This is a genomic window from Halothiobacillus sp. DCM-1, from assembly GCF_045689735.1.
In the GTDB taxonomy this organism is placed as follows: Bacteria; Pseudomonadota; Gammaproteobacteria; order Halothiobacillales; family Halothiobacillaceae; genus Halothiobacillus.
The window spans coordinates 1785780-1810538 of record NZ_CP142685.1 but is presented as its reverse complement, the minus strand read 5'-3'; the positions used below and the strand labels follow the sequence as shown (position 1 = coordinate 1810538).

At 55.6% G+C, this 24759-nt stretch carries 25 protein-coding genes and 1 riboswitch; of the genes, 11 read left to right on the top strand and 14 right to left on the bottom strand.

Annotation, left to right across the window (positions count from 1 at the left end; all coding sequences use genetic code 11):
* Nucleotides 1-31 precede the first annotated feature (31 nt).
* The 5 genes from VOI35_RS08450 to VOI35_RS08430 all read left to right on the top strand — a co-directional run bounded on the left by VOI35_RS08450 (nt 32) and on the right by VOI35_RS08430 (nt 7860).
* Nucleotides 32-2989 (top strand): glycosyltransferase, encoded by a 2958-nt coding sequence (locus tag VOI35_RS08450; RefSeq protein WP_407275616.1) that lies wholly within the window; start codon nt 32-34, stop codon nt 2987-2989.
* A gap of 11 nt (nt 2990-3000) precedes the next feature.
* Nucleotides 3001-4377, top strand: a complete 1377-nt coding sequence (locus VOI35_RS08445; protein WP_407275615.1) for a hypothetical protein — start codon at nt 3001-3003, stop codon at nt 4375-4377.
* 108 nt (nt 4378-4485) lie between these two features.
* Entirely contained in the window at nt 4486-5400 is a 915-nt protein-coding gene (locus tag VOI35_RS08440) for a glycosyltransferase family 2 protein (protein ID WP_407275614.1), read from the top strand.
* A 23-nt stretch (nt 5401-5423) separates the two neighbouring features.
* Nucleotides 5424-6332, top strand: a complete 909-nt coding sequence (locus VOI35_RS08435) for a glycosyltransferase (protein WP_407275613.1) — start codon at nt 5424-5426, stop codon at nt 6330-6332.
* Nucleotides 6333-6456: 124 nt separating this feature from the next.
* On the top strand, nt 6457-7860 hold the full coding sequence (locus VOI35_RS08430) for an undecaprenyl-phosphate glucose phosphotransferase (protein WP_407275612.1): 1404 nt from the start codon (nt 6457-6459) through the stop codon (nt 7858-7860).
* On the opposite strand, the gene murU is transcribed toward VOI35_RS08430, so the two are convergent.
* The 3 genes from murU to VOI35_RS08415 form a co-directional block, all read right to left on the bottom strand.
* Nucleotides 7854-8564 carry an N-acetylmuramate alpha-1-phosphate uridylyltransferase MurU gene (gene murU / locus VOI35_RS08425; protein WP_407276821.1) on the bottom strand — a complete coding sequence of 237 codons (711 nt, stop codon included), beginning with the start codon at nt 8562-8564 and terminating at the stop codon, nt 7854-7856. The genes VOI35_RS08430 and murU overlap by 7 nt on opposite strands.
* Nucleotides 8565-8566: 2 nt before the next feature.
* The gene (locus VOI35_RS08420; protein WP_407275611.1) at nt 8567-10042 is read right to left on the bottom strand and encodes a TolC family outer membrane protein; all 1476 of its coding nucleotides are present in this window, start codon (nt 10040-10042) and stop codon (nt 8567-8569) included.
* A 128-nt stretch (nt 10043-10170) separates the two neighbouring features.
* A complete protein-coding gene (locus tag VOI35_RS08415; RefSeq protein ID WP_407275610.1) occupies nt 10171-10836 on the bottom strand; it encodes a protein-L-isoaspartate O-methyltransferase family protein in 666 nt (221 codons plus the stop codon).
* A 196-nt stretch (nt 10837-11032) separates the two neighbouring features.
* Nucleotides 11033-11134: riboswitch (TPP riboswitch) on the top strand.
* Nucleotides 11135-11187: 53 nt separating this feature from the next.
* Here VOI35_RS08415 and thiC point away from each other — a divergent pair.
* Complete coding sequence (gene thiC / locus VOI35_RS08410; protein WP_407275609.1) at nt 11188-13077, top strand: phosphomethylpyrimidine synthase ThiC; 1890 nt, start codon at nt 11188-11190, stop codon at nt 13075-13077.
* Nucleotides 13078-13094: 17 nt separating this feature from the next.
* Nucleotides 13095-13580: a peroxiredoxin gene (locus VOI35_RS08405; protein WP_407275608.1), complete on the top strand. Its 486-nt coding sequence runs from the start codon at nt 13095-13097 to the stop codon at nt 13578-13580.
* A 25-nt stretch (nt 13581-13605) separates the two neighbouring features.
* Here the strand turns inward: VOI35_RS08405 and VOI35_RS08400 are convergent, their stop codons facing one another.
* The gene (locus VOI35_RS08400) at nt 13606-14379 is read right to left on the bottom strand and encodes a spermidine synthase (protein WP_407275607.1); all 774 of its coding nucleotides are present in this window, start codon (nt 14377-14379) and stop codon (nt 13606-13608) included.
* A 67-nt stretch (nt 14380-14446) separates the two neighbouring features.
* Between VOI35_RS08400 and VOI35_RS08395 the strand changes: the two genes are divergently transcribed.
* Complete coding sequence (locus tag VOI35_RS08395; RefSeq protein WP_407275606.1) at nt 14447-15346, top strand: hypothetical protein; 900 nt, start codon at nt 14447-14449, stop codon at nt 15344-15346.
* Between the two features lie 12 nt (nt 15347-15358).
* Here VOI35_RS08395 and VOI35_RS08390 read toward each other — a convergent pair whose 3' ends face one another.
* The 10 genes from VOI35_RS08390 to gshA all read right to left on the bottom strand — a co-directional run bounded on the left by VOI35_RS08390 (nt 15359) and on the right by gshA (nt 23109).
* Nucleotides 15359-15970 (bottom strand): cation transporter, encoded by a 612-nt coding sequence (locus tag VOI35_RS08390; protein WP_407275605.1) that lies wholly within the window; start codon nt 15968-15970, stop codon nt 15359-15361.
* Nucleotides 15967-16284: a DUF1244 domain-containing protein gene (locus VOI35_RS08385; RefSeq protein WP_407275604.1), complete on the bottom strand. Its 318-nt coding sequence runs from the start codon at nt 16282-16284 to the stop codon at nt 15967-15969. Before VOI35_RS08385 ends, VOI35_RS08390 begins: the two co-directional genes overlap by 4 nt.
* Complete coding sequence (locus VOI35_RS08380) at nt 16281-16502, bottom strand: BolA family protein (RefSeq protein ID WP_407275603.1); 222 nt, start codon at nt 16500-16502, stop codon at nt 16281-16283. Before VOI35_RS08380 ends, VOI35_RS08385 begins: the two co-directional genes overlap by 4 nt.
* A gap of 27 nt (nt 16503-16529) precedes the next feature.
* Nucleotides 16530-17630, bottom strand: a complete 1101-nt coding sequence (gene rnd / locus VOI35_RS08375; RefSeq protein ID WP_407275602.1) for a ribonuclease D — start codon at nt 17628-17630, stop codon at nt 16530-16532.
* Between the two features lie 28 nt (nt 17631-17658).
* A complete protein-coding gene (locus VOI35_RS08370) occupies nt 17659-18252 on the bottom strand; it encodes a peptidylprolyl isomerase (protein ID WP_407275601.1) in 594 nt (197 codons plus the stop codon).
* Nucleotides 18245-18661 carry an RNA polymerase-binding protein DksA gene (gene dksA, locus VOI35_RS08365; protein ID WP_407275600.1) on the bottom strand — a complete coding sequence of 139 codons (417 nt, stop codon included), beginning with the start codon at nt 18659-18661 and terminating at the stop codon, nt 18245-18247. The genes VOI35_RS08370 and dksA overlap by 8 nt, the downstream gene beginning before the upstream one ends.
* Before the next feature lie 168 nt (nt 18662-18829).
* The gene (locus tag VOI35_RS08360) at nt 18830-19603 is read right to left on the bottom strand and encodes an energy transducer TonB (protein WP_407275599.1); all 774 of its coding nucleotides are present in this window, start codon (nt 19601-19603) and stop codon (nt 18830-18832) included.
* A 145-nt stretch (nt 19604-19748) separates the two neighbouring features.
* Nucleotides 19749-20834: an FAD:protein FMN transferase gene (locus tag VOI35_RS08355; protein WP_407275598.1), complete on the bottom strand. Its 1086-nt coding sequence runs from the start codon at nt 20832-20834 to the stop codon at nt 19749-19751.
* Nucleotides 20831-21787, bottom strand: coding sequence for a glutathione synthase (gene gshB / locus VOI35_RS08350; protein WP_407275597.1), 957 nt, complete (start codon nt 21785-21787; stop codon nt 20831-20833). The genes VOI35_RS08355 and gshB overlap by 4 nt, the downstream gene beginning before the upstream one ends.
* The gene (gene gshA, locus VOI35_RS08345; protein ID WP_407275596.1) at nt 21784-23109 is read right to left on the bottom strand and encodes a glutamate--cysteine ligase; all 1326 of its coding nucleotides are present in this window, start codon (nt 23107-23109) and stop codon (nt 21784-21786) included. Before gshA ends, gshB begins: the two co-directional genes overlap by 4 nt.
* Before the next feature lie 253 nt (nt 23110-23362).
* Here gshA and VOI35_RS08340 point away from each other — a divergent pair, with 253 nt between their 5' ends.
* The 3 genes from VOI35_RS08340 to VOI35_RS08330 are packed head-to-tail and all read left to right on the top strand — an operon-like array spanning nt 23363 to nt 24749.
* Nucleotides 23363-23791, top strand: coding sequence for a PleD family two-component system response regulator (locus VOI35_RS08340; protein WP_407275595.1), 429 nt, complete (start codon nt 23363-23365; stop codon nt 23789-23791).
* A 54-nt stretch (nt 23792-23845) separates the two neighbouring features.
* Nucleotides 23846-24208 carry a PleD family two-component system response regulator gene (locus tag VOI35_RS08335; RefSeq protein WP_407275594.1) on the top strand — a complete coding sequence of 121 codons (363 nt, stop codon included), beginning with the start codon at nt 23846-23848 and terminating at the stop codon, nt 24206-24208.
* A gap of 25 nt (nt 24209-24233) precedes the next feature.
* Nucleotides 24234-24749, top strand: coding sequence for a chemotaxis protein CheW (locus VOI35_RS08330; RefSeq protein WP_407275593.1), 516 nt, complete (start codon nt 24234-24236; stop codon nt 24747-24749).
* Nucleotides 24750-24759 lie beyond the last annotated feature (10 nt).

Here is a 24759-nt window from a genome sequence, read left to right as displayed (position 1 = left end):
TTAGAGCGCATAAAATACTGAGCAAAGTGACGTGATTAATAATATTTTTGATTTTTTAATTAAATATGCCCGTAAAATGTTTCGAGTGAATGAGGCGGGGTGTGTTGGGCTTAATATTGAGCCCGGATCAGCAATTGTTGTTTCATCGGGTTTGACATTGCTTCAGGAAGTAGATACAGGGCCAGATAAAATTTTAACAATTTCGATTTTGTTCGGAACTTTTCGGCGCCAAAACACCTGCTCCGTTGAAATTTGCGTATATTCAGATACCTATGAGGTATTGCATAAAGAGACAGTCTCTGCAAGCCAGTTGGCTGATAATGCTTACTACTCTTTGTTGCTTCCAGATGATTTTAGTTATAAGGGGCGATTTTATATTTCTGTTGCTTCGCCAGACGCGACAAGAGCAAACTGTGTGGCTGTTTGGTGTGCTTGGGATCCGGGCTCTTCGTTAGTGAGTTTGCCGTCAAATATCGCTAAAACAAAATTGAGCACCACAGAAATAGTGTCAGGGCGAAGGCATGCCGGTGTAGCGCTGAATACAACTTTTGGCAGGCTCAGGTCAAAAAGTAGGTGCTATTACAGAGAAGCAATTTCGACAGAGAATATTATTGGGGATCTAAGGGTTGTCTTGCTTCTGGGGTTCGATGAGAATGCTGCTAATGAAATAAAACTAATGAATTATAAGCAGAATCTAGATCTTCACTTTGCTAATGTTGAAGAGCTAGGGGGTGACAATAAATGGCAGGTGGTATTAATTCCATTAAGCTATGACAATGAGCGGGCCCGGGTTATTGCAAGGGCATCAAGGAAAAAGAACATTCCCATTTTCACTGTCGCGTTGGATGAGAGTGACTTAACTCAAAAGGCCCTGGACAATGCTGTCAGTTATGCGGATGGAATCATTAGTTGTAAGACTGTTGAGGCGACAAGGTTGCTCCAGGCGCCTATTGGTGATGAGCTTTACATTCCGATTCATGACCTGTTGGTAAAATACCAATGCAGACGTCTTCCTGAAGTAAGTATCGTTACGATATTGAGTGGAAAAGCTGATCAATTAAAGTGGGTTATTGAATCATATTTCAACCAAAGTTACTCTGGCGGCATTGAGGTTATTTATGTGGATGACTGTTTCGGTGATTCGGAATCCGTTGTCGCAGAAGAGTTTTTAAAGAATAGGGATCGGACTCAGAGGGCGAATATATCTTATAAAATCCTACGGAATGAGAGGAATATAGGGAATTGTCAGTCTCGTAATCGCGGGGTTCAGGCGGCTTCGGGTGATATCGTCATAATTATTGACGCTGACTGCATGCTTAATAAAGATTTTATTTCTTCGCATGTTTCTGCCCAATCTTTTCTTGATTGTGAAGTTGTAATTGGGCCGCATAACATTGAAACAAATGGTGCTCATCCTAGAACGAAAATGCAAGATTTAGAATCCAACCCTGCGCAACCACTTATTGAGTCCGAGCTACAGGATCGGATTTTTTTAGATGGGTTTTTGAACTGTATTACTAGAAATTTTTCAATAAAGAAATCAGCGGTCACAGAGGATTTATTTGATTCAGATTTTTCATATTCTCTATCTCCCGAATCCGGATTTGGCTGGGAAGATGTGGAAATGGGCTATAGGCTATATAAACGTGGTCTCGGTATTAAATTCACCGAAGATGCATTCTCAGTTCATATCTCTCATCCATCCTCAGTTCCTGAGTCGGAGAAGCCCCGGAAATCTATCAAGAATTTTCGTAAACTTTTTATTAAGCACCCTGAGCTTCGTGATGTTGCGAGGAGGTGGGCCAGCAGTACCCTTGACGAATTGGCAAAGTGGTCAGCAAAGTGTGATGGTGCGCATGAGGAAAACATAGACCTTGCGGAATTAAAAAAGCTATTTGAAGGGGCTCCTCGACCAGACATCGTTGGTCTAAATAATCGCGTTAAGAAACTTCGGATTCTGACTTATCGTTGGCATGTCCCCCACCAGTATGAATTATATAAAAGCGGGCATGATTTTTTCTTGGTCAAGGGGACTGGTTCCCCCATGAGTGATTCATGGGAATATGGCCAGCGCCCATTCCCTTCTAATGCCCAATTTATTAATATCGATGACGTGCGAGAGTCTGATTTTGATTTGGCCATTTTGCACTTTGATGAAAATGTTCTTAATTATGAAAATACTAATGGTACGGTTGGGGCTGATTGGGGAGCGGCATTTCGTCATTTTGTAGAGCATGTTAACCTTCCCAAAGTTGCTGTATGCCATGGCACGCCTCAATTTTATGGTCAATATACCCCTGGGTATGAGAAGTCGGATTTGATGACAGTTATCGAACCGGCTCGGTCTGCGCTTGTTGAGTACGTCAAGGACATAGAAATAGTATGCAATTCGCATCAGGCTCGAATGGAATGGGGTTTCCATAAGTCTCGTGTGATTTGGCATGGGTTCGATCCCGTTGAGTTTCTCCCGGCTACATATTCTAAAGGGATTCTGTCCCCTCTTGGGCCTCTAGTTAGCTCCCGTCCGTATTACCGAGGTTTTTATTTATACCAAGAGGTTTTTTCGGAAAGTTTCCCTCATGAATTTCGTCCGGAGACATTATGCGTCCCTAATCCTGATGTGGAATATATTGACAATGTTTTTGCGGTTGCAAAGTATAAAAACTATATTGATCAAATTAGGAAATATAGCGTTTATTTTAATCCGACACTTCGCTCTCCTATGCCTCGTGCGCGCTGTGAGCCAATGATGTGCGGTGTTGTGACCGTTAGTGCGCATAATCATGATGTTGATTTATTTATTCGGAATGGTGTCAATGGTTTTTATTCTAATGATCCAAATGAGTTACGGGGGCAGCTTATTTATCTTATGAAGAATCCAGGTGTGAACAGGAAGATGGGGGCTGAGGCACGCAAGACTGCGATTAACTTATTTAACCATGATCGTTATCTTGCCGACTGGTCTGTACTCTTTGGCGAAAGTGTTTGAGGCGTAATCAGGTGTCCTCCGGAATTGCTGCGAACAGAAAACGCATTCTCTTGTTATGTAGTGATGTTGTTGGTAAGCAGATGGCGGGTACGGCAATTCGCTCTGTAGAAATTGCCAAGACGTTATCATTTTTGCATGATGTTACCTTGTTGGCTGCTGATATCGGCGAGCACAATTTTCGCGGATTCAAGTTGAATGTTGGTGATAGCACCCTTGTAAAGCACTTGGCCTTTCAGTCCGACATAGTCATATTTCAGGGGGATTCTTTATCCAGATATCCATTTCTTAAGGATATCGAAGGTGTTCTGATTGCAGACTTATATTGCCCGATCCCGTTGGAATACCACATGTCTACTCAGACTACCGCCAATTCTACACGGCTAGATGAAGGGTGGCGTATTGCACGGATGATGCAGGAGCAGCTTATCTGGGCCGATCATTTTCTCTGTGCCAGTCAGCGACAAATGGATTTCTGGGCAGGGGCATTGACATTGGCCGGACGTATCAATCCTCTCTCAATGCCATCAGTGTCTGATTCAAATTTTCGACATTTTTTTAGTGTTGTTCCCTTTGGATTCCCCGATGAATTACCAAAAAATCGAGGCACACCAATTAGAGATAAGTTCAACATTCCGCGTGATGAGTTTCTCATGGTGTGGGGAGGGGGGATTTACGAGTGGTTTGACCCAGTTACCATCCTTAAAGCTGTAGCGCGTCTTGAAATCGAGGGGACACGTGTTCACTTGGTTTTTATGGGGATCAAGCACCCGAATCCAACTATTAATCCGCATGATCGTGTTGGATTAGCTGTTGAGTATTCTAGGCAGCTGGGGGTGATAGACCGCCTTGTCCACTTTAATTTTGGCTGGGTAGATTATGATGTTCGTCATGAGTATCTGATGGATGCTGATGTCGGTGTCAGTGCGCATTTGGACAATATGGAAACTCGTTTCTCGTTCAGAACCCGAATGCTCGATTACCTTTGGTGTGGATTGCCAATCTTGTCGACAAAGGGCGATGAGTTTGGTGATTTAATTTCGGCCAGGGGGCTGGGAGTGTCTGTAAATTATGAAGATGTCGACGATTGGTGTCTGGCTATTCGTCAGATGATGAAACCCGGTGATTTTTTTCGAGGGTGCAAGCGGGCGGTGAGTGAGGTTAGGGCAGAGTATACTTGGTCCAATGTAACGAAGCCTTTGCAGAAAGCCTGCGTTGAAATCTCACCATCAAAAGATCGGGCGTACATTCGATTACGTGCGAAGGAGATGGGTTACATAAATGACCGCTTTCGGGGTGTGATGGCTCGAGTAAGGTCCGTGTATCAGCGGTTTGGTTTTTGGGGACTGGCTCGTGCTATCTGGTGCAAGTTTTTAAAGACTCTTCGGTGAAATTTAGTATAAGAAGTTGGGTATCTCTCCAATTGTGGGGGTGCTACGCTAGAGAACTATTGGTTGGTTTGGTCGTCCATGTTTTTTATTTACATTATTCGGTTTTGAATGCCCCCGCATGTCGTTGCAGTGATTGTCAGTTATTGTCCTGAATTGGAGTCTCTGTTGGCTTCAGTTCGGGCGTTGCTTGTGCAAGTTGATCATATCGTCGTTGTTGATAATGCATCAATGACTCAAAAGCTACTAATGGAGCGGCTTTCATCTCTTACGCGGGTCTCTTGCGAAGCGCTTGACGAAAATTTTGGCTTAGGTGTGGCTTTGAATATGGGGATTCATCGTGCTCGTGGTCTCAATGCCTCGCATGTGCTTTTGATGGATCAGGACAGTGTACTGCAATCCTCCATGGTTCCACTTTTGCTTACACATTTTGATGTGTACTTTGGAGAGCATCCGGTGGCCGCGATCGGACCGCGTTTTATCGATGTCAACAGTGGTGCTGTATCACATCATGTCCACTTTGATACTCTGCGTGTTGGTCGCATTCCTTGTTCTGAGAATGCCCCCTATGTTCTCGCAGACTTCTTGATCACATCGGGTTCATTGATTCCGATTCATGTCCTTGATGATATCGGTCCTATGGATGAGTCCCTCTTTATCGACCACGTCGATACAGAATGGTGTTTGCGTGCGAAGTCGAAAGGGTATGAACTTCTTGGTGATTGTGAGGCATTGATGGAGCACGATCTTGGGGAGTACAGGCAGCGCTTCTGGTTTCTGCGTTGGCGCGAGGTTCCAGTCCATAAAGCCTTTCGCTACTACTATATTTTTCGCAATAGTGTTCTGCTTTACCGGCGTAAATATATTCCTTGGTTATGGATTAGAATTGATCTGATTCGGCTTATACAAATTTTTTGTTTCACTCTTCTTTTTGGCCCTGACCGTATGGGCAAGATAGCCATGATGTTCAGAGGTGTTCGAGATGCCTTTCTTGGGAAAACAGGTAAGTTAGGCTCGAAAGGTTAACTAGGTATTATCCGTTGTCAGACTTGAGCATCCTGATTGTCGTCCCTGTCTATAAGCCAAATGCTGGAGAGTGGAAGGTATGGGTTGATGCTGTTTGTGAGCAGTCTGTAACGGCTTCAGTCTTGGTGATCGACTCCGGCTCGCCTGCGGATGTTTTGAAAATCGCTCAAGAGGCAGGATTTTCAATTCATGAAATTTCTGTGGCTAATTTCAATCATGGCGGGACCAGGCAATTTGCCGTTGATTCCAATCCTGATTTCGGCGTCATTGTTTTTCTTACGCAAGATGCGATTCTTGTCACACCCGATTCTATATCTAACTTGCTTGAAGTCTTTGCATCTGATGATGTTGGCGCTGCTTACGGTCGTCAGCTTCCCCGCCCGACAGCCGGGCTGATCGAGGCACATGCCCGACTTTTCAATTACCCCGCATCCAGTCATGTTTGTGATTTTGGTGACGCCGCCAGTATGGGCATCAAGGCGGCTTTCATGTCCAATTCATTCGCGGCTTATCGTACTGAGGTCTTGGCTGATGTCGGTGGCTTTCCTTCGGATGTCATTCTTGGAGAGGATACGATTGTCGCAGCCAAGATGCTGTTGGCAGGTTGGAAAGTCGCTTATCAAGCAGAGGCTCAGGTATACCACTCGCATGATTACAGCCATCTTCAGGAGCTCCGGCGCTACTTTGACATTGGTGTGATGCACGCTCGTGAATCCTGGATGTTGGATGCCTTCGGTGCGCCTGAAGGAGAGGGGGGGCGCTTCGTTTATTCCGAGCTTCGATACTTACTCAAAAATAATCCCTGGTTGGTGCCTTCGGCCGTTTTACGAACGATGCTAAAGTATCTCGGCTATCGTTTGGGGAGGAAGGAGACCTATTTTCCTTTATGGGTGAAACGCATGCTGAGTATGCATACAGGTTATTGGAAGTAAGACTCAACACTGTTGACGACTTTCCCTGCATAGGCAGCTTGGGGGGCGGATTATTCCTGATCTTCGGTTGCCTGAATCGTAAGCGTTTCAGTTCGACATGCTTTACTTTGGCTTCTCGAGAAATATGTCACATCCTTCTTTACGATCAGCATGGGCTTTGATCCCATTCATTACGCGCATTTTGGATGTGTTGGTTGTTGGGGCGGGGGGCTTCCTGGCCTTCTGGATTCGCTTTGGTAGCGAAGAGCCCCAGATTGCTGACGCCTACAGTGCCTTGATGGTCATTGGTGGCCTGCTTGCTGCTTTGGTTTTCCCGTTTCTGGGCGTATATGACTCATGGCGAGCGCGTGCTTTGGCTTCTCCTGCCTTGCGGGTGATGGGGGCATGGTCGCTAGTTTTGATGCTGTTACTGATTGTTTTAGTCCTGGTTAAGGAAGCAGAAACCTTCTCTCGGCTCTGGTTAGCGCAGTGGTGGTTGGTGACCGGTTTCGCATTAGCCGCCGAACGTGTGGTGGTTTATTACATTTTACGCGGCTTGCGCCAACGCGGCTTGAATCACCGCAAGACCGTGATCGTGGGATCTGGAGCGCAGGCATCGAATTTGATTCAACGCACCGAGACGCAGGGATGGGCTGGATTTGATGTTGTGCGTGTTTTTGCTGATGGTGCCGATGTCGGCGAGCTCGCCGGGCATGGGATTTATCCTCTGAATGAGTTGTTCGATTATGTGTCCTCGCATCCGATCGATGAAGTATGGATTGCGATGCCATTAGATCAAAGCCAGCAGTTAAAGCAGGTTTTGGAGAATCTGCGATTCTCGACGGCAAATGTGCGTTTCGTACCGGATTTGTTCGGCCTATTTCTGATTAATCACGGGGTGTCCGAAATTATGGATATGCCGATGATTGATCTTTCGGCCTCGCCGATGACAGGCATGAACCGGATTGTGAAAGGGCTTGAGGATCGGGTTCTGGCTTTTTTGATTCTTTTGCTGATTAGCCCCGTGCTTGTCGTGATTGCACTAGGAGTCAAGGTCAGTTCCAAGGGGCCGGTGTTATATAAACAACGACGCCATGGATGGGACGGTAAACCATTTAATATCTATAAATTCAGAAGTATGAAAGAGGAGCCGGATGCAACGGGAGAAGTCCCACAAGCCATAAAGGGCGACAGTCGGGTAACCCGCTTCGGCGCTTTTTTGCGCAGAACGAGTCTGGACGAGTTGCCGCAATTCATTAATGTGCTGCAAGGCCGCATGTCGATTGTAGGGCCGCGCCCCCATGCGGTTGAGCATAATGAATTATATAAGTCACAGATTGATGGCTACATGCTCCGGCATAAGGTTAAGCCAGGGATCACGGGTTGGGCGCAAATCAATGGCTGGCGAGGCGAAACAGAGACATTGGATAAAATGCAAAAACGCATTGAATATGATCTATATTACATTGAGCACTGGTCGCTTGCATTTGATCTGAAAATCATTTTCTTAACGCTATTTCGCGGTTTTGTTCATAAAAATGCTTATTGATTCTGTATGAGGTACCTTGATGCGCAGGTTTCCGCCAACGCCATTCGCTCTGTGGTTCCCACATCAATCCATCGTCCTGGGTACAGCATGCCCGTCCCGCGTCCTCCGGAAATCCAGTCCTTGAGGAGTGACCCGAGTGCATTTCTACCCGGTGGGAGTCCGGCGAACAGCGCTTTCCGGTAAAGGCCGATGCCCGCGTAAGTTCCGCATTGCGTCGGTGTTACTTCCTTGTCTTGGCGGGGTATGAGTTTGCCCGATTCAAGCGCGAAATCCCCCTGCGGGTGATGCGCGGGATTGGGCACCAGCACCAGATGAAAGTCGGTATCGGGCGGTAGATGGGTGTTGAGTAAATCGCCGAGTGGGTAGTCGGTAAAAATATCGCCATTGACGAGCAGGAAGGGGTCGCTGAGCAGATCGAGCGCGTGCCGGATGCCGCCGGCGGTTTCAAGGTTTTCGGGCAGTTGATTTTCCCAGGAGTAGTGCAGGCGCACACCCCAGCGTTCCCCATTGCCCAGCGCGGCGGGAATCTGATCGGCCAGATGGTTCAGGTTGATGACGATGTCGCGCCCCCCCGCTTCGGCCAGCCGTTCGATGTGGTATTCGATCAGGGGTTTGCCCGCGACCGGAAGCAGGGGTTTGGGGGTGTGGTCGGTCAGCGGCCGCAGCCGCTCGCCGCGCCCGGCGGCTAGAATCATCGCGCGGATCGTCATTTGGGGTGCTTGGTCGGCGGCTGGTCGACGGTTTTATTGGCGCGCTCAATCACCCGTTCGATCATTTTCTGGCTGGGTGTATCGAGCGAGCCGTTCCCCATGAGCGGGGCGATCAATGCGTTGATTTTTTCCGGCGCAAGCTGGCTGTCGATGGCTTTGATGTCTTCCAGCGTGAGCTGCCCGGTGTCCGCCTTGAGTTGCAGCGAGGTCGTCAGGTAGTCGTAACGGGCATTGAGAAAGTTCGCCATGGCACTGAACACTTGAATTTGCGCATTCAGCACATCGACGATGGTGCGGGTGCCGACCTGGTATCCGGCTTCGGTCGCGGCCAGGCTGGTACGGGCGGATTCGACCGACTGTTCGTAGGCGGTGATTTCACTGATGCGAGTGAGGACGCCGCGGAAGTCATTGGCCGTATTTTGCTCGACCGTGCGGCGCAGTTGATCGACATCGAACTGGCTTTGTTGATAGCCGAACGCCGCTTGGCGGGATTGTGCGTTGATCCGCCCGCCGGTGTAGAGCGGCACGGAGACTTGCAGCCCAATGCTGGCGGCCAGATTGCTGTTGACGGTGCCCGTGACGGTGTTGGGCGCGCTGTTGTAGCCATATTGCCCGGTCAGGTTGACGGTGGGCGCGGCGGCGGCGCGGTTCAGATCCACTTGCTGGGCTTTGATTTGGCTGCCGATTTGTGCGCTTTGCAGATCGAGATTTTGCTTCACTGCCAGGGCTTGCCAGGATTCGAGCTGATCTGGCACGGGGCGCGGGGTGTTCAAATTGGTTTGCGTATCGTCGAGCGGCGGCGCGGGTTGGCCGATCAGGGTGCTCAAGGCCGTTTGGGCATTTTCCAGTCCGTTGCGGGCGCTGATGATGTCGGCATTGGCCTTGTCGTAATTCGCCTGAGCGTTGGCGACATCGGTGACGGCGACCAGGCCGACTTCATAACGCTTTTGGGCTTGGGCGAGTTGGTTTTTGAATGCCGTCTGGCTGGCGATGGCCAGTTGCAGCGCGGCGTTGGCTTTGAGCACGGCAAAATACGCTTGGGCGGTACGCAGCAGCAGGTTCTGTTCCGCCGCCGCGTAGGTCAGTTCGGCCTGTTTGATCTGCAGATCGGCGATGCCAAGATTGATGTTGTCGATGCGGTTGTAGACCACCTGATTCAGGCTGATGCCGAGGTTCTTGCCGCTGCCTTGAATGGGATTGGGCGCGGTGGGTGAGCCGCCGCTGCGCACATCGGTGCGGCTATAACTCACGCCTGCGGCTGCGCCGATCTGTGGCAGCAAGTTGGCTTGCGCGATGGGGCGGTTTTCTTCGACAGCGAGCCGTTGTTGTTCGGCGGCTTTGAGGCTGGCGTCGTTCTGTTGCGCGAGGGTTACGATATCGAGCAGATTCGCGGCTTCAGCACGGTGGCTGAGTAGGCCGAGGCTCAGCATCAGGCCAATCAACGGACGGGCGTATCGGGATTCTGTGCGCATAGCTTCCTCGGGCGAATCATTAGCTGACTAATGATAGGGCGAACGGGTGAAAAAAACACCCTGTGCACCGCAGATTGAACCAGTGCTTCCTGAGTTGACCCGGCCGATTCTACTGCGGCATTTCCCAATCAATTGAATTGAAACGAAGGCCGGGGCGCGGCACCCTGCAAATAGCGGGTGTGGGTTTCGAACAGGGTTTCGTGCTTGAACTCGACTTCACTGAGCCGGGTGACGCGCACCGCCGACATGATCGGTTCATGGCCGACGATGGCCACCAGTCGCCCGCCGATCGTGAGCTGTTGGCGGAAGGCATCGGGCAGTTCGGCCACTGCGCCGGTGAGCAGGATGACATCGAAGCGTTCGTTCGGTGCCCAGCCGCGGGCGGCATCGCCTGTTTCCAGCAGAACATTCGTGATGCCGAGTTCCGCCAGGCGCTCACTGGCGCGGGCGGTGAATTCTGGGTGAATTTCGACACTGACGACGCTGCGTGCCAGATGGGCGAGGCAGGCCGTGAAAAAACCACTGCCGGTTCCGATTTCCAGTACGCGCTCCTGCGGCTGCGGATTGGCGGCCTGCAATAGGCGGCCTTCAACGACCGGCGGTAGCATCGTTTCGCCCTGACCAATGGGCAAGGCGAGATCGGAGAAGGCCAGATTGCGCTGTTCGGGCGCGACGAATTGCTCGCGCGGAATGTGCGCCAGCGCGGCGAGTACCCGTTTGTCCAGCACATCCCAGGGGCGGATTTGTTGCTCGATCATGTTGAAGCGGGCGAGCTCGGTGTCGAAAGCCATCATTCGGGGAAATTCCAGCATCGGTTGCAAAAAACCTCCGCAATATACCCAAAGCGGGCGGCGCTGACTACGCTCCGATAACGCGGTGCCCTGAGAAAGACGCTGCGGGAAACGCCGGATGGGGCGCGGGTGGTTGGGGGAATCCGGGGCTATGTTTGGACTTTTCCATAGACTTTTTTGGGTCGCTGCGCTAGTTTGCCGGTATGACTGGGGGTGCCCGGCCCATCTGGCCGTCGGCTGAGAGAGTCCCTTAGTACCTGATCCGGTTCGTACCGGCGGAGGGAAGTCAAGCGCCGGCAGGCGTGGCATCCATCGGTCGAACCCTTCGTTACTTGTTGATCGAGGTGATTCCTGATGAGTGCTGTCCCCCAAGATTTTCTGGCGAAAACCGCCCAGCTTTCTGCTTCTGTCACGGCGCCGTTCCCGGCCAGCCAGAAGATTTTTGTGACGGGTTCGCGGGCGGACATTCGGGTGCCGATGCGTGAAGTCAGCCAGACGCCGACGCGAACTGATCGCGGCATCGAGCAAAACCCGCCAATTCCGGTGTATGACACCTCGGGCGCGTACACGGATCCCTCCGCCCACATTGATTTGTTGCGTGGCTTGTCCCCGCTCCGCGCGGGCTGGATTGCCGAGCGGCAGGATACTGAATCGCTGACCGGCCCCAGTTCGGCCTATGGCCAGGCGCGGTTGCAGGATCCGAAAACCGCCGGGTTGCGGTTTGCGCATGTGCGTCCGCCAATCAAGGCCAAGGCTGGCCGCAATGTGACGCAGATGCACTATGCGCGGCAGGGCATCATCACGCCGGAAATGGAGTTCGTCGCGATTCGGGAAAACAACCGATTGAACGAGTTGCGTGCGGATCCGCGCTATAAAGCCTTGCTGCGCCAGCATCAGGGGCATTCCTTCGGCGCGGCGATTCCTGACGAGATCACGCCGGAATTCGTGCGGGACGAAATCGCGCGCGGTCGGGCCATCATTCCGGCCAATATCAATCACCCGGAGCTCGAGCCGATGATCATCGGCCGGAATTTCCGCACCAAGATCAACGGCAATCTGGGCAATTCCGCCACGACATCGGGCATCGCGGAGGAAGTGGAAAAGATGGTCTGGGGGATTCGCTGGGGTGCGGACACCATCATGGATCTTTCTACCGGCAAGCACATCCACGAAACCCGCGAATGGATTCTGCGCAATGCGCCGGTGCCGATCGGTACCGTGCCGATTTATCAAGCGCTGGAAAAGGTAAACGGCAAGGCCGAGGAACTGACCTGGGAGATTTTCCGCGACACGCTGATCGAGCAGGCGGAGCAGGGCGTGGATTACTTCACCATTCATGCCGGTGTACTGCTGCGCTATGTGCCGCTGACGGCGGATCGGGTAACCGGCATCGTGTCGCGCGGCGGCTCGATCATGGCGAAATGGTGTCTTGCGCACCATCAGGAAAACTTCCTCTACACGCACTTTGAAGAGATCTGCGAGATCATGAAAGCCTACGATGTGAGCTTCTCACTCGGCGATGGCCTGCGCCCCGGTTGTCTTGCGGATGCGAACGATGCGGCGCAGTTCGGCGAGCTGCAAACGCTGGGTGAACTGACGCAGATTGCCTGGCGGCATGATGTGCAGGTGATGATCGAAGGCCCCGGTCATGTGCCTTTGCAGATGATCAAGGAGAACATGGACAAGGAACTGGTAGATTGCTTTGAGGCACCGTTCTACACCCTGGGGCCGTTGGTGACCGATATTGCGCCAGCCTACGATCACATCACCAGTGCCATCGGCGCGGCGAATATCGGCTGGTATGGCACGGCGATGCTCTGCTATGTCACGCCGAAGGAACATCTCGGCCTGCCGGATAAAAACGATGTGCGTGATGGCGTGATTGCCTACAAGATCGCGGCGCATGCCTCTGATCTGGCCAAGGGCTTCCCCGGCGCGCAGTTGCGCGACAATGCGCTGTCCAAGGCGCGTTTCGAATTCCGCTGGGCGGACCAGTTCAATCTCGGCCTTGATCCCGAGCGCGCCCGCGAATTCCATGATGAAACCCTGCCCGCCGAAGCGCACAAAGTGGCGCATTTCTGCTCGATGTGCGGCCCGCATTTCTGCTCCATGAAAATCACGCAGGATGTGCGCGACTATGCGGAAACCCTGGGGCTGGATGAAATCGCCGCCATCAAACAGGGGATGGCGGAAAAATCCGTCGAATTCGTGAAAAAAGGCGCGCAAGTGTATGGCCGGGTGTAATGCCTAAAGGAGGCGCAATGATTCAGGTTGGCGACAAACTACCCGGCGTCACGCTCCACGAGCGCGGCGAACAGGGGCTGGATGGCTACACGGTGGCTGAATTGACTGCCGGGAAAACTGTGGTGTTTTTTGCGGTGCCGGGCGCGTTCACACCGACCTGCTCCGAAAAACATGTGCCGGGTTTTATCGCCCAAGCGGCGGCGTTGCGGGCAGCCGGTGTCGCGCAGGTGTACTGCGTGGCAGTGAATGACCCATTCATCATGCGCTTGTGGGCGGCCAGTTTCGGCGATGCGGCGCAATCGATCCGATTTTTATCGGATGGCAATGCTGCCTTCACCGAGGCGCTGGGGATGGGGCGGGATATGAGTAATGCCGCCATGGGGCTGCGCTCCAAACGGTATGCCCTGATTGCAGAGGATGGCGTGGTGCGCTGGCTCGGCGTGGATGAGTCTGGCCTGCAAAACGCGTCGGCCGAATCGGTATTGGCTGCGTTGCGCGGCTGAGGGTGCACGGGGCGTTCTGCCCGGACTACCGGGGTTTGAGTTGGCGCCCCGGTTTGCGCGCGAGCCAAGCCAGGGTGCTTTGTAGCATCTCGCCCACCGGCTGCGGCCACTGGCGCGCGCGTTCGATGGCCGCATCAATATCGGCCGCGCGCCACGGGTTTTTGCGAAAACACAGAACGGTGTTATAGCGATCCGGAACCGGAAAACTCAGCGGGTTCGGGTCGAACCAGCGCGCGATCGTCTGATTGAGCGTGACCAGCGGGTTGAGTGCATTGCGCCAGACATTCACGCACAGAATCCCCTCGTCGCCCAGCTGTTCGGCAATCGTGTTCAGGCTGGCGGCGGGAACCGGCACCATGCCCTGTTCGTCGAACACATCCAGCAGGGTGATGTCGCAGGGGGGCAGCCGGGCGAGGATCGTGCTGTCGGCAATATCGCCAAAATGCAGGGCAAGCCGTGGGTGATCGAGCGTCAGGCCGAAATAATCCCGGGCGATCGGCGCCAGGGTGGGGCGAAGATCGAACGCGGTGACCGTTAATCCGGTATATTCCAGCAGATAGCGCGCGACGGCGCCGCCCCCCAGGCCGTAGAGCATGGCATGGCTGGGCGCCGGGTGGAGTGCCAGCGCGGTGAGCAGGGCGCGGTAATAGCCAAAGGCCAGTTCGCTGGGGCGGTCGGGGTACCAGCCGGATTGGGCGGTATCGTTGCCAAAGTACAGCGTGGTTTCGCCGGTTTCGTCGCTGCGAACCTCGATCAGCCCCCAGGCATCGCGTTGGGCAAAGCGGAGCATACCGTGCATCAGGGATCGATCCTGTTGGTTTAAAGTCATATCGTAGCGAGAAGAAACGATCATGGGGGTAAAGCAGATGAAATGCCGGGGTCTGTTGGCAGTCGGGTTATGGGTGATGGCGTTGCCAGCGATGGCGTTTTCGGTCGGCGATCGGGTGTTCATTCCGATGTATTCCGAGAATTTACTCAGCGATGGCTATGCCGATGGCCTGATCACGCAGATCAACCCCGATGGCACAGTCAATATCCGGCTTTCCGATGTGGTCAATGGTCAGGATAAGACGCTGGCGGGGACCTGTAGTCCGCGTCCTGGCCTCGACATCATGCAACCAGCGGATCTGGCCAAGCGGCGTGAAACGATCGAAGAAGTGCCTACCAGCAAAATACTGCCCTGGAACAAGGGGCAGTTTCAGTATGTAGAACGGGAAAACCTATCGACCACGATTCAGCGCTGGCTGGCTGGAGGCATGGCGATTACGCCGGATGTGCTCAAGGGCGCCGAGCGCCAGTCGCGGGAACTGAATCTACCGCGCATTGGTTTGCTGGTGCGGATGGCTCAATTGCAAGTGGATTCCACCGGCGGCAATGGTTTCCCGGTGCCGCCGCGTATGGCGCTGAAAGGGTCGGCGGCGATGCTCGGTCAGGTCGCGGCTCTGGTTCAGCCGCATCCGCAGGCCGTGCAGGATGCCGCCGCGATTCTGGCGAAGACCGCGCCGGCGCATAGCCGCGATCTGCTGGTGGAGGGCATCGTGCATCTGGCCAAGCTCACCGAGCATCAGTTGCAGAAGCTGGCCGAAGACAACCCGGATCCGCGCAAAGTCGATGGCTTTCCGCCGGAAGCTCTGGTGGCGATCTATACCGGCTGGTATCAACTGATGACGGCCAACGACACGATCCCGTATGAAAATGCCCGGGTCGCCTTCTTCGAAGCGCAGGTCAGTAAAACGATTGCCGAGGGGAAATGGCCGTCGTTCTAGCGTGCAAAGGGTTCACGGCCTATCCGTCGATCGAGCGCGGCGACGCTCCTGGATCGCTTGCCGGTACACCACCCGCGCGGCATCCAGATTCAATAGGAAGATGCCGAGGCCGACGATGAGATCCGGCAGCGCGGATGTCCAGACGAGCGTCACGCCCGCCGCGAGGATAATCGCGAGATTGGCCAGCACATCATTGCGGGCGGACAGAAAGGCCGCCTGAACCAGGCTGCCGTGATGCCGCCGATACCGCAGCAAAATCCAGGCGCAACTGAAATTCACCATCAGCGCGCCCAGCCCAGTCAGGCTTAAATCCAGTGCATCTGGCGGCAGCGGTTGGAGAACTTTATGAACAGCCGTCCACAGCGTCGCCAAACCGGGGATCAGGATGATCCCCGCAAGCAGCATGCCCAGCCGCGCGCGGGCGACCGCGCTCAGCCCGAGGCCGATGAGAATGAGTCCATTGACTGCGGCATCCTCAAGAAAATCAATCGAATCGGCAAACAGCGAGACCGAGCCGATGGATTGGGCGACCGTCCATTCGACCCAGAAATAGCCGAAATTCAGCAGGGCGACCCAGAGAACGGCGCGCCGAAATGCGGGCGGCGCGGAGGGAGTGGGGTTCATGAGGCGTGTTGCTGACGGGCTTCTTCGAACTGTGCTTGTTGACTGGCGCTGGCTTCGCGTTGATACCGCTGTTTCCATTCCTCATAGGGCATGCCGTAGATGGCGAGCCGCGCATCCGCGTCGCTGAGCGGGGTGCCCTGGGCTTCGGCGGCTTCACGATACCAGCGCGACAGGCAATTCCGGCAGAATCCGGCGAGATTCATCAGGTCGATATTCTGCACATCGGTGCGTTGCTGCAGATGCGCGACCAATCGCCGAAAGGCGGCGGCTTCCAGGGCTTCCGTGTTGGGGGTGTTCTCGTTGGCTGTATTCATGTCGGTGTCCGGGTGTTCAGGGTAATGGCGTGCAGGGCGCCGCTGGCGAGCCAGTCGGCCAGGAGCTTGTTGATCATTTGATGTTGCGCGAGCCGGGTTTTGCCGGCGAATGCTGCACTGGTGACCGTGATTTTGAACTGGCAGCCCTCACCCTCAGGGATGACTTGGGCATCGGGCAGTGACGCGGTGATGCGGTCGATGATGTCTTGTGCGTTCATCTGAATGCCTTGCGATTGGGACGATGGTTATGTGGATGTCGAAAATTGTAGCGCCGGATCGAGTACTTCGGCACGCCAACCCTGCGTCAGACGGTTGGCCTGCTCGGGATGGCGTAGCCACCGCAGCAGATCGTCGGTGGTGGCGAGTAGGGCCGGGCTGAGTTGGAGTTGGGTGGCGACGGCTTGGATGCGGCTTTGCCAGCGTTGAAGTAGGGACTGCTCGGCCGGGCTGAGTCGCGTGATCGGGTTGCGCGGCCAGGATTCCGGCGGACTTTGCCGGGCTCGGCGCATCGCTTCCAGCAGCGCTTGAATACTGGGTTCAGAGGGTCGGGCAACGCCCCGTCGTCCGGCGATGATGTCGTCGGGGCTGGGCTTGGGCGTGGTGGCCAGTTTTAGCGCAGTCTCGTCCGCGAGCACCCAGCGGCGTGGCAGGTTGCGGTCGATGGCCTGTTGTTCGCGCCAGGTGGTGATGGCCTCCAATACTGCGCGCTCAGCGGGTTTCAGGGTTTGCTGGCCGCTGACTTTACGCCACAGCCCCGTCGTTTGTGGGGCAAAACGACGGGCATCACTCAATGCCGCACATTCTTCTTCGAACCAGCGCCGGCGGTTCATCGATTCGAGCGCCTCAAGCAGCCCCGGATAGAGCGCCTGCAGATACCGGACATCATCGGCGGCATAGCGCCGTTGCGCCTCGCTCAAGGGGCGCTGAGTCCAATCGGTGCGGCTTTGCGATTTGTCGAGGGTCAGATGAAGGCGCGCGGCGACGAGTTGGGCGTAGCCGATTTGATCGCCCAGGCCAAGAAATGCCGCCGCGATCTGGGTATCGCGCAGCACGCGGGGCAGGCTACCGGAGGCTTGTGCGATCAGCTCCAGATCTTGCTGGGCGGCATGCAGCACCACGGGCGTGGTGGTGTGGTTGAGTCTGTGCCACAGGGGGGTGAGATCCGTCGCCAAGGCATCCACCAGCCATAAGCCGTTCGGGGTGGCCAATTGAACGAGGCAGAGCTCCGGAACATAGGTATCTTCGCGCCGGAATTCGGTATCCAGTGCAATGAAGGGTGCCGCGTCGCACTCGGCCAGAACGGGGCTGAGTGCCTCGGGGGTCTGGATCGGATGGGGCGCGATCATTGTCCGTGCGGTCAAGTACGCACGGCGCTCAAGGCAGCACTTTGATCGATTCGATGATCACGGCTTTTTGGGGCACATCCTGCGGGAAAGGGCCGCCTGCCCCCGTGGGCGTGTTGACGATGGCATCGACGACGCTCATCCCCTTCGTGACATGACCAAACACGGCATAGCCCGCACCTTGCGGGGTCGGGGCACTGCGGTCGAGAAACTTGTTGTCGGCCACATTGATGAAAAACTGGCTGGTGGCCGAATCGGGCTGGCTGGTGCGCGCCATGGCGATGGTGCCGCGCAGGTTGGACAAGCCATTGCCCGCTTCGTTGACGATCGGTGCCTGCGTCGGTTTCTGCACGAAGCCGGTCGTAAAGCCCCCGCCCTGAATCATGAAGCCGGGGATTACGCGGTGAAAGATCGTGCCGTCATAAAACCCGCTTTTAACATAGTGCAGAAAATTGGCGACGGTTTTCGGTGCCTTGGCCGGATCGAGCGCCACCGTGATGGCGCCGAGATTCGTGGTGATCTCGACCGAAACCGGCTTGGGAGGCGCATCCGCCGCCTGAGCAAACAGCGGCAGAGCGAGTAGCGCCGCAAAAAACACGCGCCGACTGCGGTGGAAGTTACTCATCGCGCTGCACCCGCTCCAGCCGCTCGTGACGCTCTTGCGCCTCGATGGTCAGCGTGGCGATCGGACGAGCCTCCAGCCGTCGAATACCGATTTCGTCGCCGGTTTCTTCACAGTAGCCATAGTTGCCTTCGGCAATTTGCTTCAGGGTTTTGTCGATTTTGTTGATCAGCTTGCGGTACCGGTCACGGGTGCGCAGTTCCAGTGCGGCATCGGATTCGAGCGAAGCACGGTCATTGATGTCCGGCTCCTGCCAGTTTTCTTCACGCAGATGGTTGACCGTGGTTTCTGACTCCTGCACCAGTTCTTCCCGCCAGGCCAACAGCTTCTGGCGGAAATATTCGAGTTGCAGAGGATTCATGTATTCCTCGTCTTCGGAGGGTTTGTATCCGGGGGGGAGTGTGACAGCCATGTGCATTAAACCTCTGCCGGCCGGTGCCGGTGTCTTGAGTGGGGCGCTGAAAACGAAGGAAAAAGCATTCCAGCATTTTTCGTTTCGCGTGGAGTGGCAAGGAATCGAGAGAGACCCTCACCCGCGCGAGCAGCGCAGGAGTATAGGGTTCTGCTCGTCACGGCGCAATCATCGCGAGGTGCGCGGAACCGCGTCGGTGTGGATGCTGTGCCCGCTGGAAAACAGCCAAGTTCGGGTAATCACGATCTGGTCGTATTGGGCGGCCAAGGCCGGCGGGAATTTGGGGTAGGGGGAAGCGAGTTGCACCAGCCGTCGGGCGGCGTAGTCAAGCGCCTGATTACCGGAAGACTGCTGAATGGCGATATCCAGAATATGGCCATCCCGATTGATGGTGACGGCGAGAATGAGTTGGCCGGAGAGGTTGCGATTCAGGAGTTCGGCGGGGTAGTGGCTGTTGCCGAATTGCTCGACTTGCCGTTTCCAAGCGGCGAGATAGGCACCGGCCGGGCCGTTGAGGGTTTGGCTGGTCATATATCCGGTGCGCAGGGATTGGCTGACCGCCTGATTGAGTTGGGTGAAGGTGTCCGGCGCGGGCACGGTGCTGGGTGCGGCGCTTTGGCCTTGGCTCCCCGCATTTTCGATACCTGCACCGGGTCTGATTTGCTGAACGGTTGGGGTATCAGTGCCCGTCTGGCTCGCCTCCGTTTGCTGTTGGATGTGGGTATCCAGCACCCGTCCGGGGTTTGGAGTGGCATCGTGGGTGCGCGCGGCGAGCGGGGCGTCCAAGGTCAATTCTATCGGTGGCGGCAGCGGCGGCGGCGGTGCCGGTTGGATAAACACCACGGCTAGGATGAGTCCGTGGATGCCCATCGCCACGAGGAGCGCAATCAGCAGTCGCCGGTCGCTGTTGCGTTGGTTCTGATCAAGTACCCAATGATCCATGCTGCAGACTTCCGTGTATTGGACAAGAAAACCCGGATCAAACCCGCGTTTCCATTGGGGCGAAGGATGACCCGAGGCGGCCAGGGGCGATCATCAGGATTCGCGATGCCACAAAACGGCACGCCCGGCGCTTGCCCGGTTTTGCTCAGGAAGCATCGCGGGGAATGAGATGCGTGGCGTTCCAGTCGACCGTTTGGGACAGTGGTTGAATCTGCGCACGCATCCCCTCATCCAGCCAGAGAGCGCCATTGTCCTGCATGTAGAGCACGCCGCTCAAGTTCAATCGCTGCGCCATTCTGGCGACTTGTTCGGGTTCAAGCAACATCGCGCCTTTGGTTGCGCCGTCGCAAATCGGGTAATGGTGTCCCCAGATGGTGCTGCCCGCCACGCGCCGCACTGGACGGGCGGTGTGTGGGTTGATGATGTGAGAATACGCTTCCCCTTGATAGATGAAGCGATGCTCGTAATTGCCCGAGCTGTTCAGGGATTGGTGACCGTTCGGTTGCGTGTGGCCGGATAGATCAATACTGCACAACACACCGCGCCCGATGGGGTTTTCGATTGCCAGGTGCCAGGGTTTGTCGCCGGCCTGACCGATCATGAACAAATCGCCGCCGGTGTCGAACAGGCAGTTTTTGATGCCGAGTTGCTCAATCCGTCGCATGACCAGATGCGCCGCATAGCCTTCGGCGCAGCCATTGAAATCGAACTGCACCCGCCGATTGGTGGTGTGCACTTCCTGGCCGGTGACGGTGACATCCCGCATGGTCGGGCGGTTGGCCAGCCAGGCGTCAAGAAACGCTTCACTGGGCAGGGGATGCGGGGTGGTGACATGGCTGTCGTGAAAGCCCCAGGCCGCAATCAGCGCGCCGATGGTCGGATCGAAGGCGCCATCGGTGGCATCGAACAGCGTTCGGGAAATCTCGATCAGGTCGAGAATTTCCGGGGTGGCGGTGGCGGCTCCGTGGGCGGCCAGTTCGGCATTGAAGTGGGTGAGGTCACTCGGTTTCCAGGGATGGATCCGGCGGTAGAGCGGCTCGACGATGCCCGCGGCCGCATTGACGGCGGCGGTGATTTTGTCGGCCGGTTCATTGGCAAAGCGCAGGGTCATCGGCATGTTGAAGACCATGAAGCCTTCTTCCACTAACGCGGGGTGGCGGCTGCATCCCTCCAGCGCTAACGGTGCGGCCAGCGTGCCCGCCAGCGTACCCAGAAAGCGGCGGCGGTTCACGGCCTGCCTCTGCGGGTCGCGGCCAGAAAATCCAGAAACTGCCCGGCCGGATCGTTATGGCAAACGGCATCGATTTCGCGCGCGCAGGTGGGGCTGGTGACATTGATTTCCGTGAGGTGTTCCCCAATCACATCGAGCCCGACAAACCAGAACCCGCGTGCCGCCAGCGTGGAGCCGACGACGGCGGCAATTTCACGATCCCGCGGACGCAGGGGCACGACGGTGCCCCGTCCACCGGCGGCCAGATTGGCGCGAAAATCCGTATCCTGCGGCGTGCGCAGCAAGGCATGATCGACCGGTTCGCCGTTGATCAGCAGAATGCGGCGATCGCCTTCCCGCACCGCAGGCAGGAAAGCCTGCGCCATGATCAAGCCCTGGTGGGTCATCGTTTCGATGATGACTTCGGTATTCAGATCCCCCGCCTTGATCTGGAAGACCGAGCTGCCGCCCATGGCGTCCAGCGGTTTGAGCACGATGTGCCCCTGTTCGGCCAGAAATTGGCGGATTTGTCCGGCATCCCGCGTGACGAGAGTGGGCGGGCAGAGGTTCGGGAATTCCTGCGCCAGCAACTTTTCATTGGCGGCGCGCAGGGCATTGGGGCGGTTGGCGACCAGAACCCCCGTCTGCTCCGCCAACGCCAACAGGGCGGTGACGCTGTGATAGTTCACATCGACGGGCGGATCCTGGCGCTGGATCAGGATATCGAAGGTGGCAAGATCGAGCGATTCAGCCGCCTCCAGCGCGAACCACTGTTCGCGCCGGTCGAAAACGCGGATCCGGTGCGCTCGGGATTTCGCGCGCCCCCGCTCGGCGTAGAGCCAGTCGGGTTCGAGGTAGTACACCGACCAGCCGCGTGCCTGGGCGGCGAGCAGCAGGGCAAAGGAAGTGTCTTTGTACGGCTTGATCTGGCTGATCGGATCCATCACCACGCCAAGCTTGAGCGGGGTGGTCATGGCGTCGGCACCGAAGCATTGGCGGCCTGCTGATGTTCGTGCGCCGCCGCGAGCAGCGCCAGCCGCGCGACCACGCCATAGACATACAGCCGGTTGCGTTCGCTGTCGAGCGCGTCGTCGGGGGAGGGCAGGCTACAGGACTCGTTGAATGGCAGTGGAACGAACGCGGCGCCCGGCGAGTTGAGATTTTCGTTGATGTCTTTTTCGGTATGAACGCGATAAAAGCCGCCCACGACGAAGTGATCCACCATGTAAATCACCGGCTCGGCCACGAAGCGTTCGCCTTCCGGCGTAATGGCGACTTTCTCGAAACTGTGAATGCCTTCCTGAATCAGCACCCGCTTGATGTCCAGCCCCTCTTTACTGGCGCTCATCTTGGTGCGCTGCTTGCGATTGAGCCCGCGCACCTCGTCGGCGGATTGCACGGTCATCACGCCCATGCCATAGGTGCCGGCATCGGCTTTGATCACCACGAAGGGTCGCTCGGTCACCCCGTGCGCATCGTACTTTTGCTGAATTTCTGCCAGTAGCGCCTCGACTTGTTCGGCCAGGCAGTCTTCGCCGGTGCGTTTGAGAAAGTCGATCTGGCCGCAATCGCGCATCAGGGGGGTGAGATGCCAGGGATCCAGCCCAATCAGCGCGCAAAGCTCTTGTGTCAGGGTTTGGTAGATCGAAAAGTGCTCGTATTTGGAGCGCCGCCACCAACCGAGGCTCGTGGGCGGGATCACGGTTTGTTCGAGGTTCTCGAGCACAGCCGGGGCGCCGCCGGAGAGATCGTTGTTCAACAAAATCGTGCAGGGGGAAAATCCCTCCAGCTCGATGCGCCGCCCCACCCGTTGAATCGGGTATTGCGTGATCGTGCGACCAGAGGGCAGCGAGAATGTCACCGGTTCGGTGATCGGTTCCAGTGAACCAATGCGTACCCCGAAGCCGGCCAGCTCGATGAACGAGACCAGCGCGGCGAGTGACTCCAGATAAAACAAATTCCGGGTATGGCGTTCTGGAATGATCAGAATGTCCCGCGCCTCGGGGCAGGTGTGCTCCACCGCCGCCTGAATCGCCTGCACCATCAGGGGGTCGAAAATGTGATTGAGATTATTGAAGCCCGCAGGGAACAGGTTGGTATCGACCGGTGCCAGCTTGAAGCCGGCATTGCGTAGATCGACCGAGGTATAGAACGGGGCGGGATACTTCAACCATTGCTTGCGAAACCATGCCTCGATGGGGCGGTGATGGCTAATGATGTGCGATTCGATCTCAAGCAACGGGCCGCAGTAATGAGCGTCGAGTTCGGGATGCGGTGCGCGTGAGGTATGAAGCATGGGGAGCCTTGAGCAAGCGGGGTTGATTGAACAATGGGCGTCGGATGGATGTGTCATGAGGCGAATAATCGAGACGGATCAGTTTAGCAGGCCATATCGTGAATGGTGCATCGGAGACTATGTTGTGCCGAGAGGAAACCGGGATGATGATCGGTGCCGATTGCCAAAGCGGGCGGGCTTGGGTACATTCAGCAAACGGGATTCATAAACACGCGCTCTTGCTTGAGCGGTATAACTGAATGGGTATGTCACCATGGAAAATTCGATGGACTCGGTGGGCGGCAGTTTCAGCTTTCCGGGGTTGAAAGTACTGATTGTCGATGACAGTAAAACGATCCGCCGCACCGCAGATACCCTGCTCTCCAAGGCGGGTTGTCAGATCGAAAGTGCGGTGGATGGGTTCGACGCATTGGCCAAGATTGGCGATTTTTCTCCTGATGTGGTGATCATCGACATCCTGATGCCGCGACTGGATGGTTATCAAACCACGGCGATCATCAAACACAATGCGCGCTTTGCGCAAACGCCGGTGATTTTGCTGTCAAGCAAAGACAGTATTTTCGATAAGGCGCGGGGTAATATCGTCGGCGCCTCCGACTACCTGACCAAGCCCTTCACCAGTGAAGAGCTGTTTGGCGCCATTGCGCGCTTTGCTAACGCGGGGCAGACACGGGCCGCTTGATGACCGGGATGCCGTGAGTTCGCGTTTTATATACACGCTTAAGGAAAGATGACCGTGGCACATATCGTAGTAATCGATGACTCCCCGACTGAAGTTTATGTTCTGCAAACCATGCTGGAGCGGCATGGTCACCAGGTTTCCGTGGCCAAGAATGCGGAGGAAGGCGTGGCGCTCGTCAAACGGGTGCAGCCGAATGCCGTTTTGATGGATGTGGTTATGCCTGGGATGAATGGCTTTCAGGCCACCCGCGAACTGAACAAAAATCCGGACACTTCGCATATTCCGGTCATTATTGTGACGACCAAAGATCAACAGACGGACAAAATCTGGGGCATGCGCCAAGGGGCAAAGGATTACCTCGTCAAGCCCGTCAAAGAAGCCGATTTAATGGGCGTGCTCGGGACGGTTCTTGCCTGATCGGCGCGTGGCAAAGGAGGTGCTCGTGAGTTTCTTCGAATATCTGCGCTGGATCGAATCCGAAGCCAAAGCGCATGCTGTGGGCATGCCGAAAACCGATCAGGTCGAGTTGACCTGGCAGGCGGTTTTATTTCGCTCCGGCGGGCAGCGTATGTTGGTGCCCCTGATTCAAGTGCGGGCTATTTTGCCCCCGCCGAGGCAGGTTCGGGTACCGGGAGCCAAGCCCTGGGTGATCGGTTTGTCCAATATGCGGGGCGAACTCACCGGGGTCTATGATTTATCCCGGTTTTTCTTTGATCATCCGTCCGAGCCGGGGCGTCATTCGGTGGTTTTTCTGGCGAAAGCACATCGGGTGCATGCGGCATTCTTGGTCGATCGATCCTATGGCATCCGCCAGATCCCCTATAGTGCAGAGCGTCCGGTGAGCCAGGCGAGGTTGCTCGGTGTGCAGCGAGAGGCGTGGATCGACAATGACTGGCTGCCGATTGTCAATTTTGAAGCATTGACAGAAACCGATGCTTTTACGAATGCGGTGGCCTGAACCTTGGGCT

Coding starts and splice junctions, on each gene's coding strand:
- VOI35_RS08400 (WP_407275607.1), bottom strand. CDS start 14,379: ATGCACGGTATGCTCCGCTTTGCCCAACGCGATGCCTGGGGGCTGATC.
- rnd (WP_407275602.1), bottom strand. CDS start 17,630: ATGATCGCGCCCCATCCGATCCAGACCCCCGAGGCACTCAGCCCCGTT.
- VOI35_RS08430 (WP_407275612.1), top strand. CDS start 6,457: ATGTCACATCCTTCTTTACGATCAGCATGGGCTTTGATCCCATTCATT.
- VOI35_RS08395 (WP_407275606.1), top strand. CDS start 14,447: ATGAAATGCCGGGGTCTGTTGGCAGTCGGGTTATGGGTGATGGCGTTG.
- thiC (WP_407275609.1), top strand. CDS start 11,188: ATGAGTGCTGTCCCCCAAGATTTTCTGGCGAAAACCGCCCAGCTTTCT.
- VOI35_RS08420 (WP_407275611.1), bottom strand. CDS start 10,042: ATGCGCACAGAATCCCGATACGCCCGTCCGTTGATTGGCCTGATGCTG.
- VOI35_RS08440 (WP_407275614.1), top strand. CDS start 4,486: ATGCCCCCGCATGTCGTTGCAGTGATTGTCAGTTATTGTCCTGAATTG.
- gshB (WP_407275597.1), bottom strand. CDS start 21,787: ATGACCACCCCGCTCAAGCTTGGCGTGGTGATGGATCCGATCAGCCAG.
- VOI35_RS08360 (WP_407275599.1), bottom strand. CDS start 19,603: ATGGATCATTGGGTACTTGATCAGAACCAACGCAACAGCGACCGGCGA.
- VOI35_RS08380 (WP_407275603.1), bottom strand. CDS start 16,502: ATGAACGCACAAGACATCATCGACCGCATCACCGCGTCACTGCCCGAT.
- VOI35_RS08385 (WP_407275604.1), bottom strand. CDS start 16,284: ATGAATACAGCCAACGAGAACACCCCCAACACGGAAGCCCTGGAAGCC.
- VOI35_RS08370 (WP_407275601.1), bottom strand. CDS start 18,252: ATGAGTAACTTCCACCGCAGTCGGCGCGTGTTTTTTGCGGCGCTACTC.
- gshA (WP_407275596.1), bottom strand. CDS start 23,109: ATGCTTCATACCTCACGCGCACCGCATCCCGAACTCGACGCTCATTAC.
- VOI35_RS08405 (WP_407275608.1), top strand. CDS start 13,095: ATGATTCAGGTTGGCGACAAACTACCCGGCGTCACGCTCCACGAGCGC.
- VOI35_RS08390 (WP_407275605.1), bottom strand. CDS start 15,970: ATGAACCCCACTCCCTCCGCGCCGCCCGCATTTCGGCGCGCCGTTCTC.
- dksA (WP_407275600.1), bottom strand. CDS start 18,661: ATGGCTGTCACACTCCCCCCCGGATACAAACCCTCCGAAGACGAGGAA.
- VOI35_RS08340 (WP_407275595.1), top strand. CDS start 23,363: ATGGAAAATTCGATGGACTCGGTGGGCGGCAGTTTCAGCTTTCCGGGG.
- VOI35_RS08415 (WP_407275610.1), bottom strand. CDS start 10,836: ATGATGGCTTTCGACACCGAGCTCGCCCGCTTCAACATGATCGAGCAA.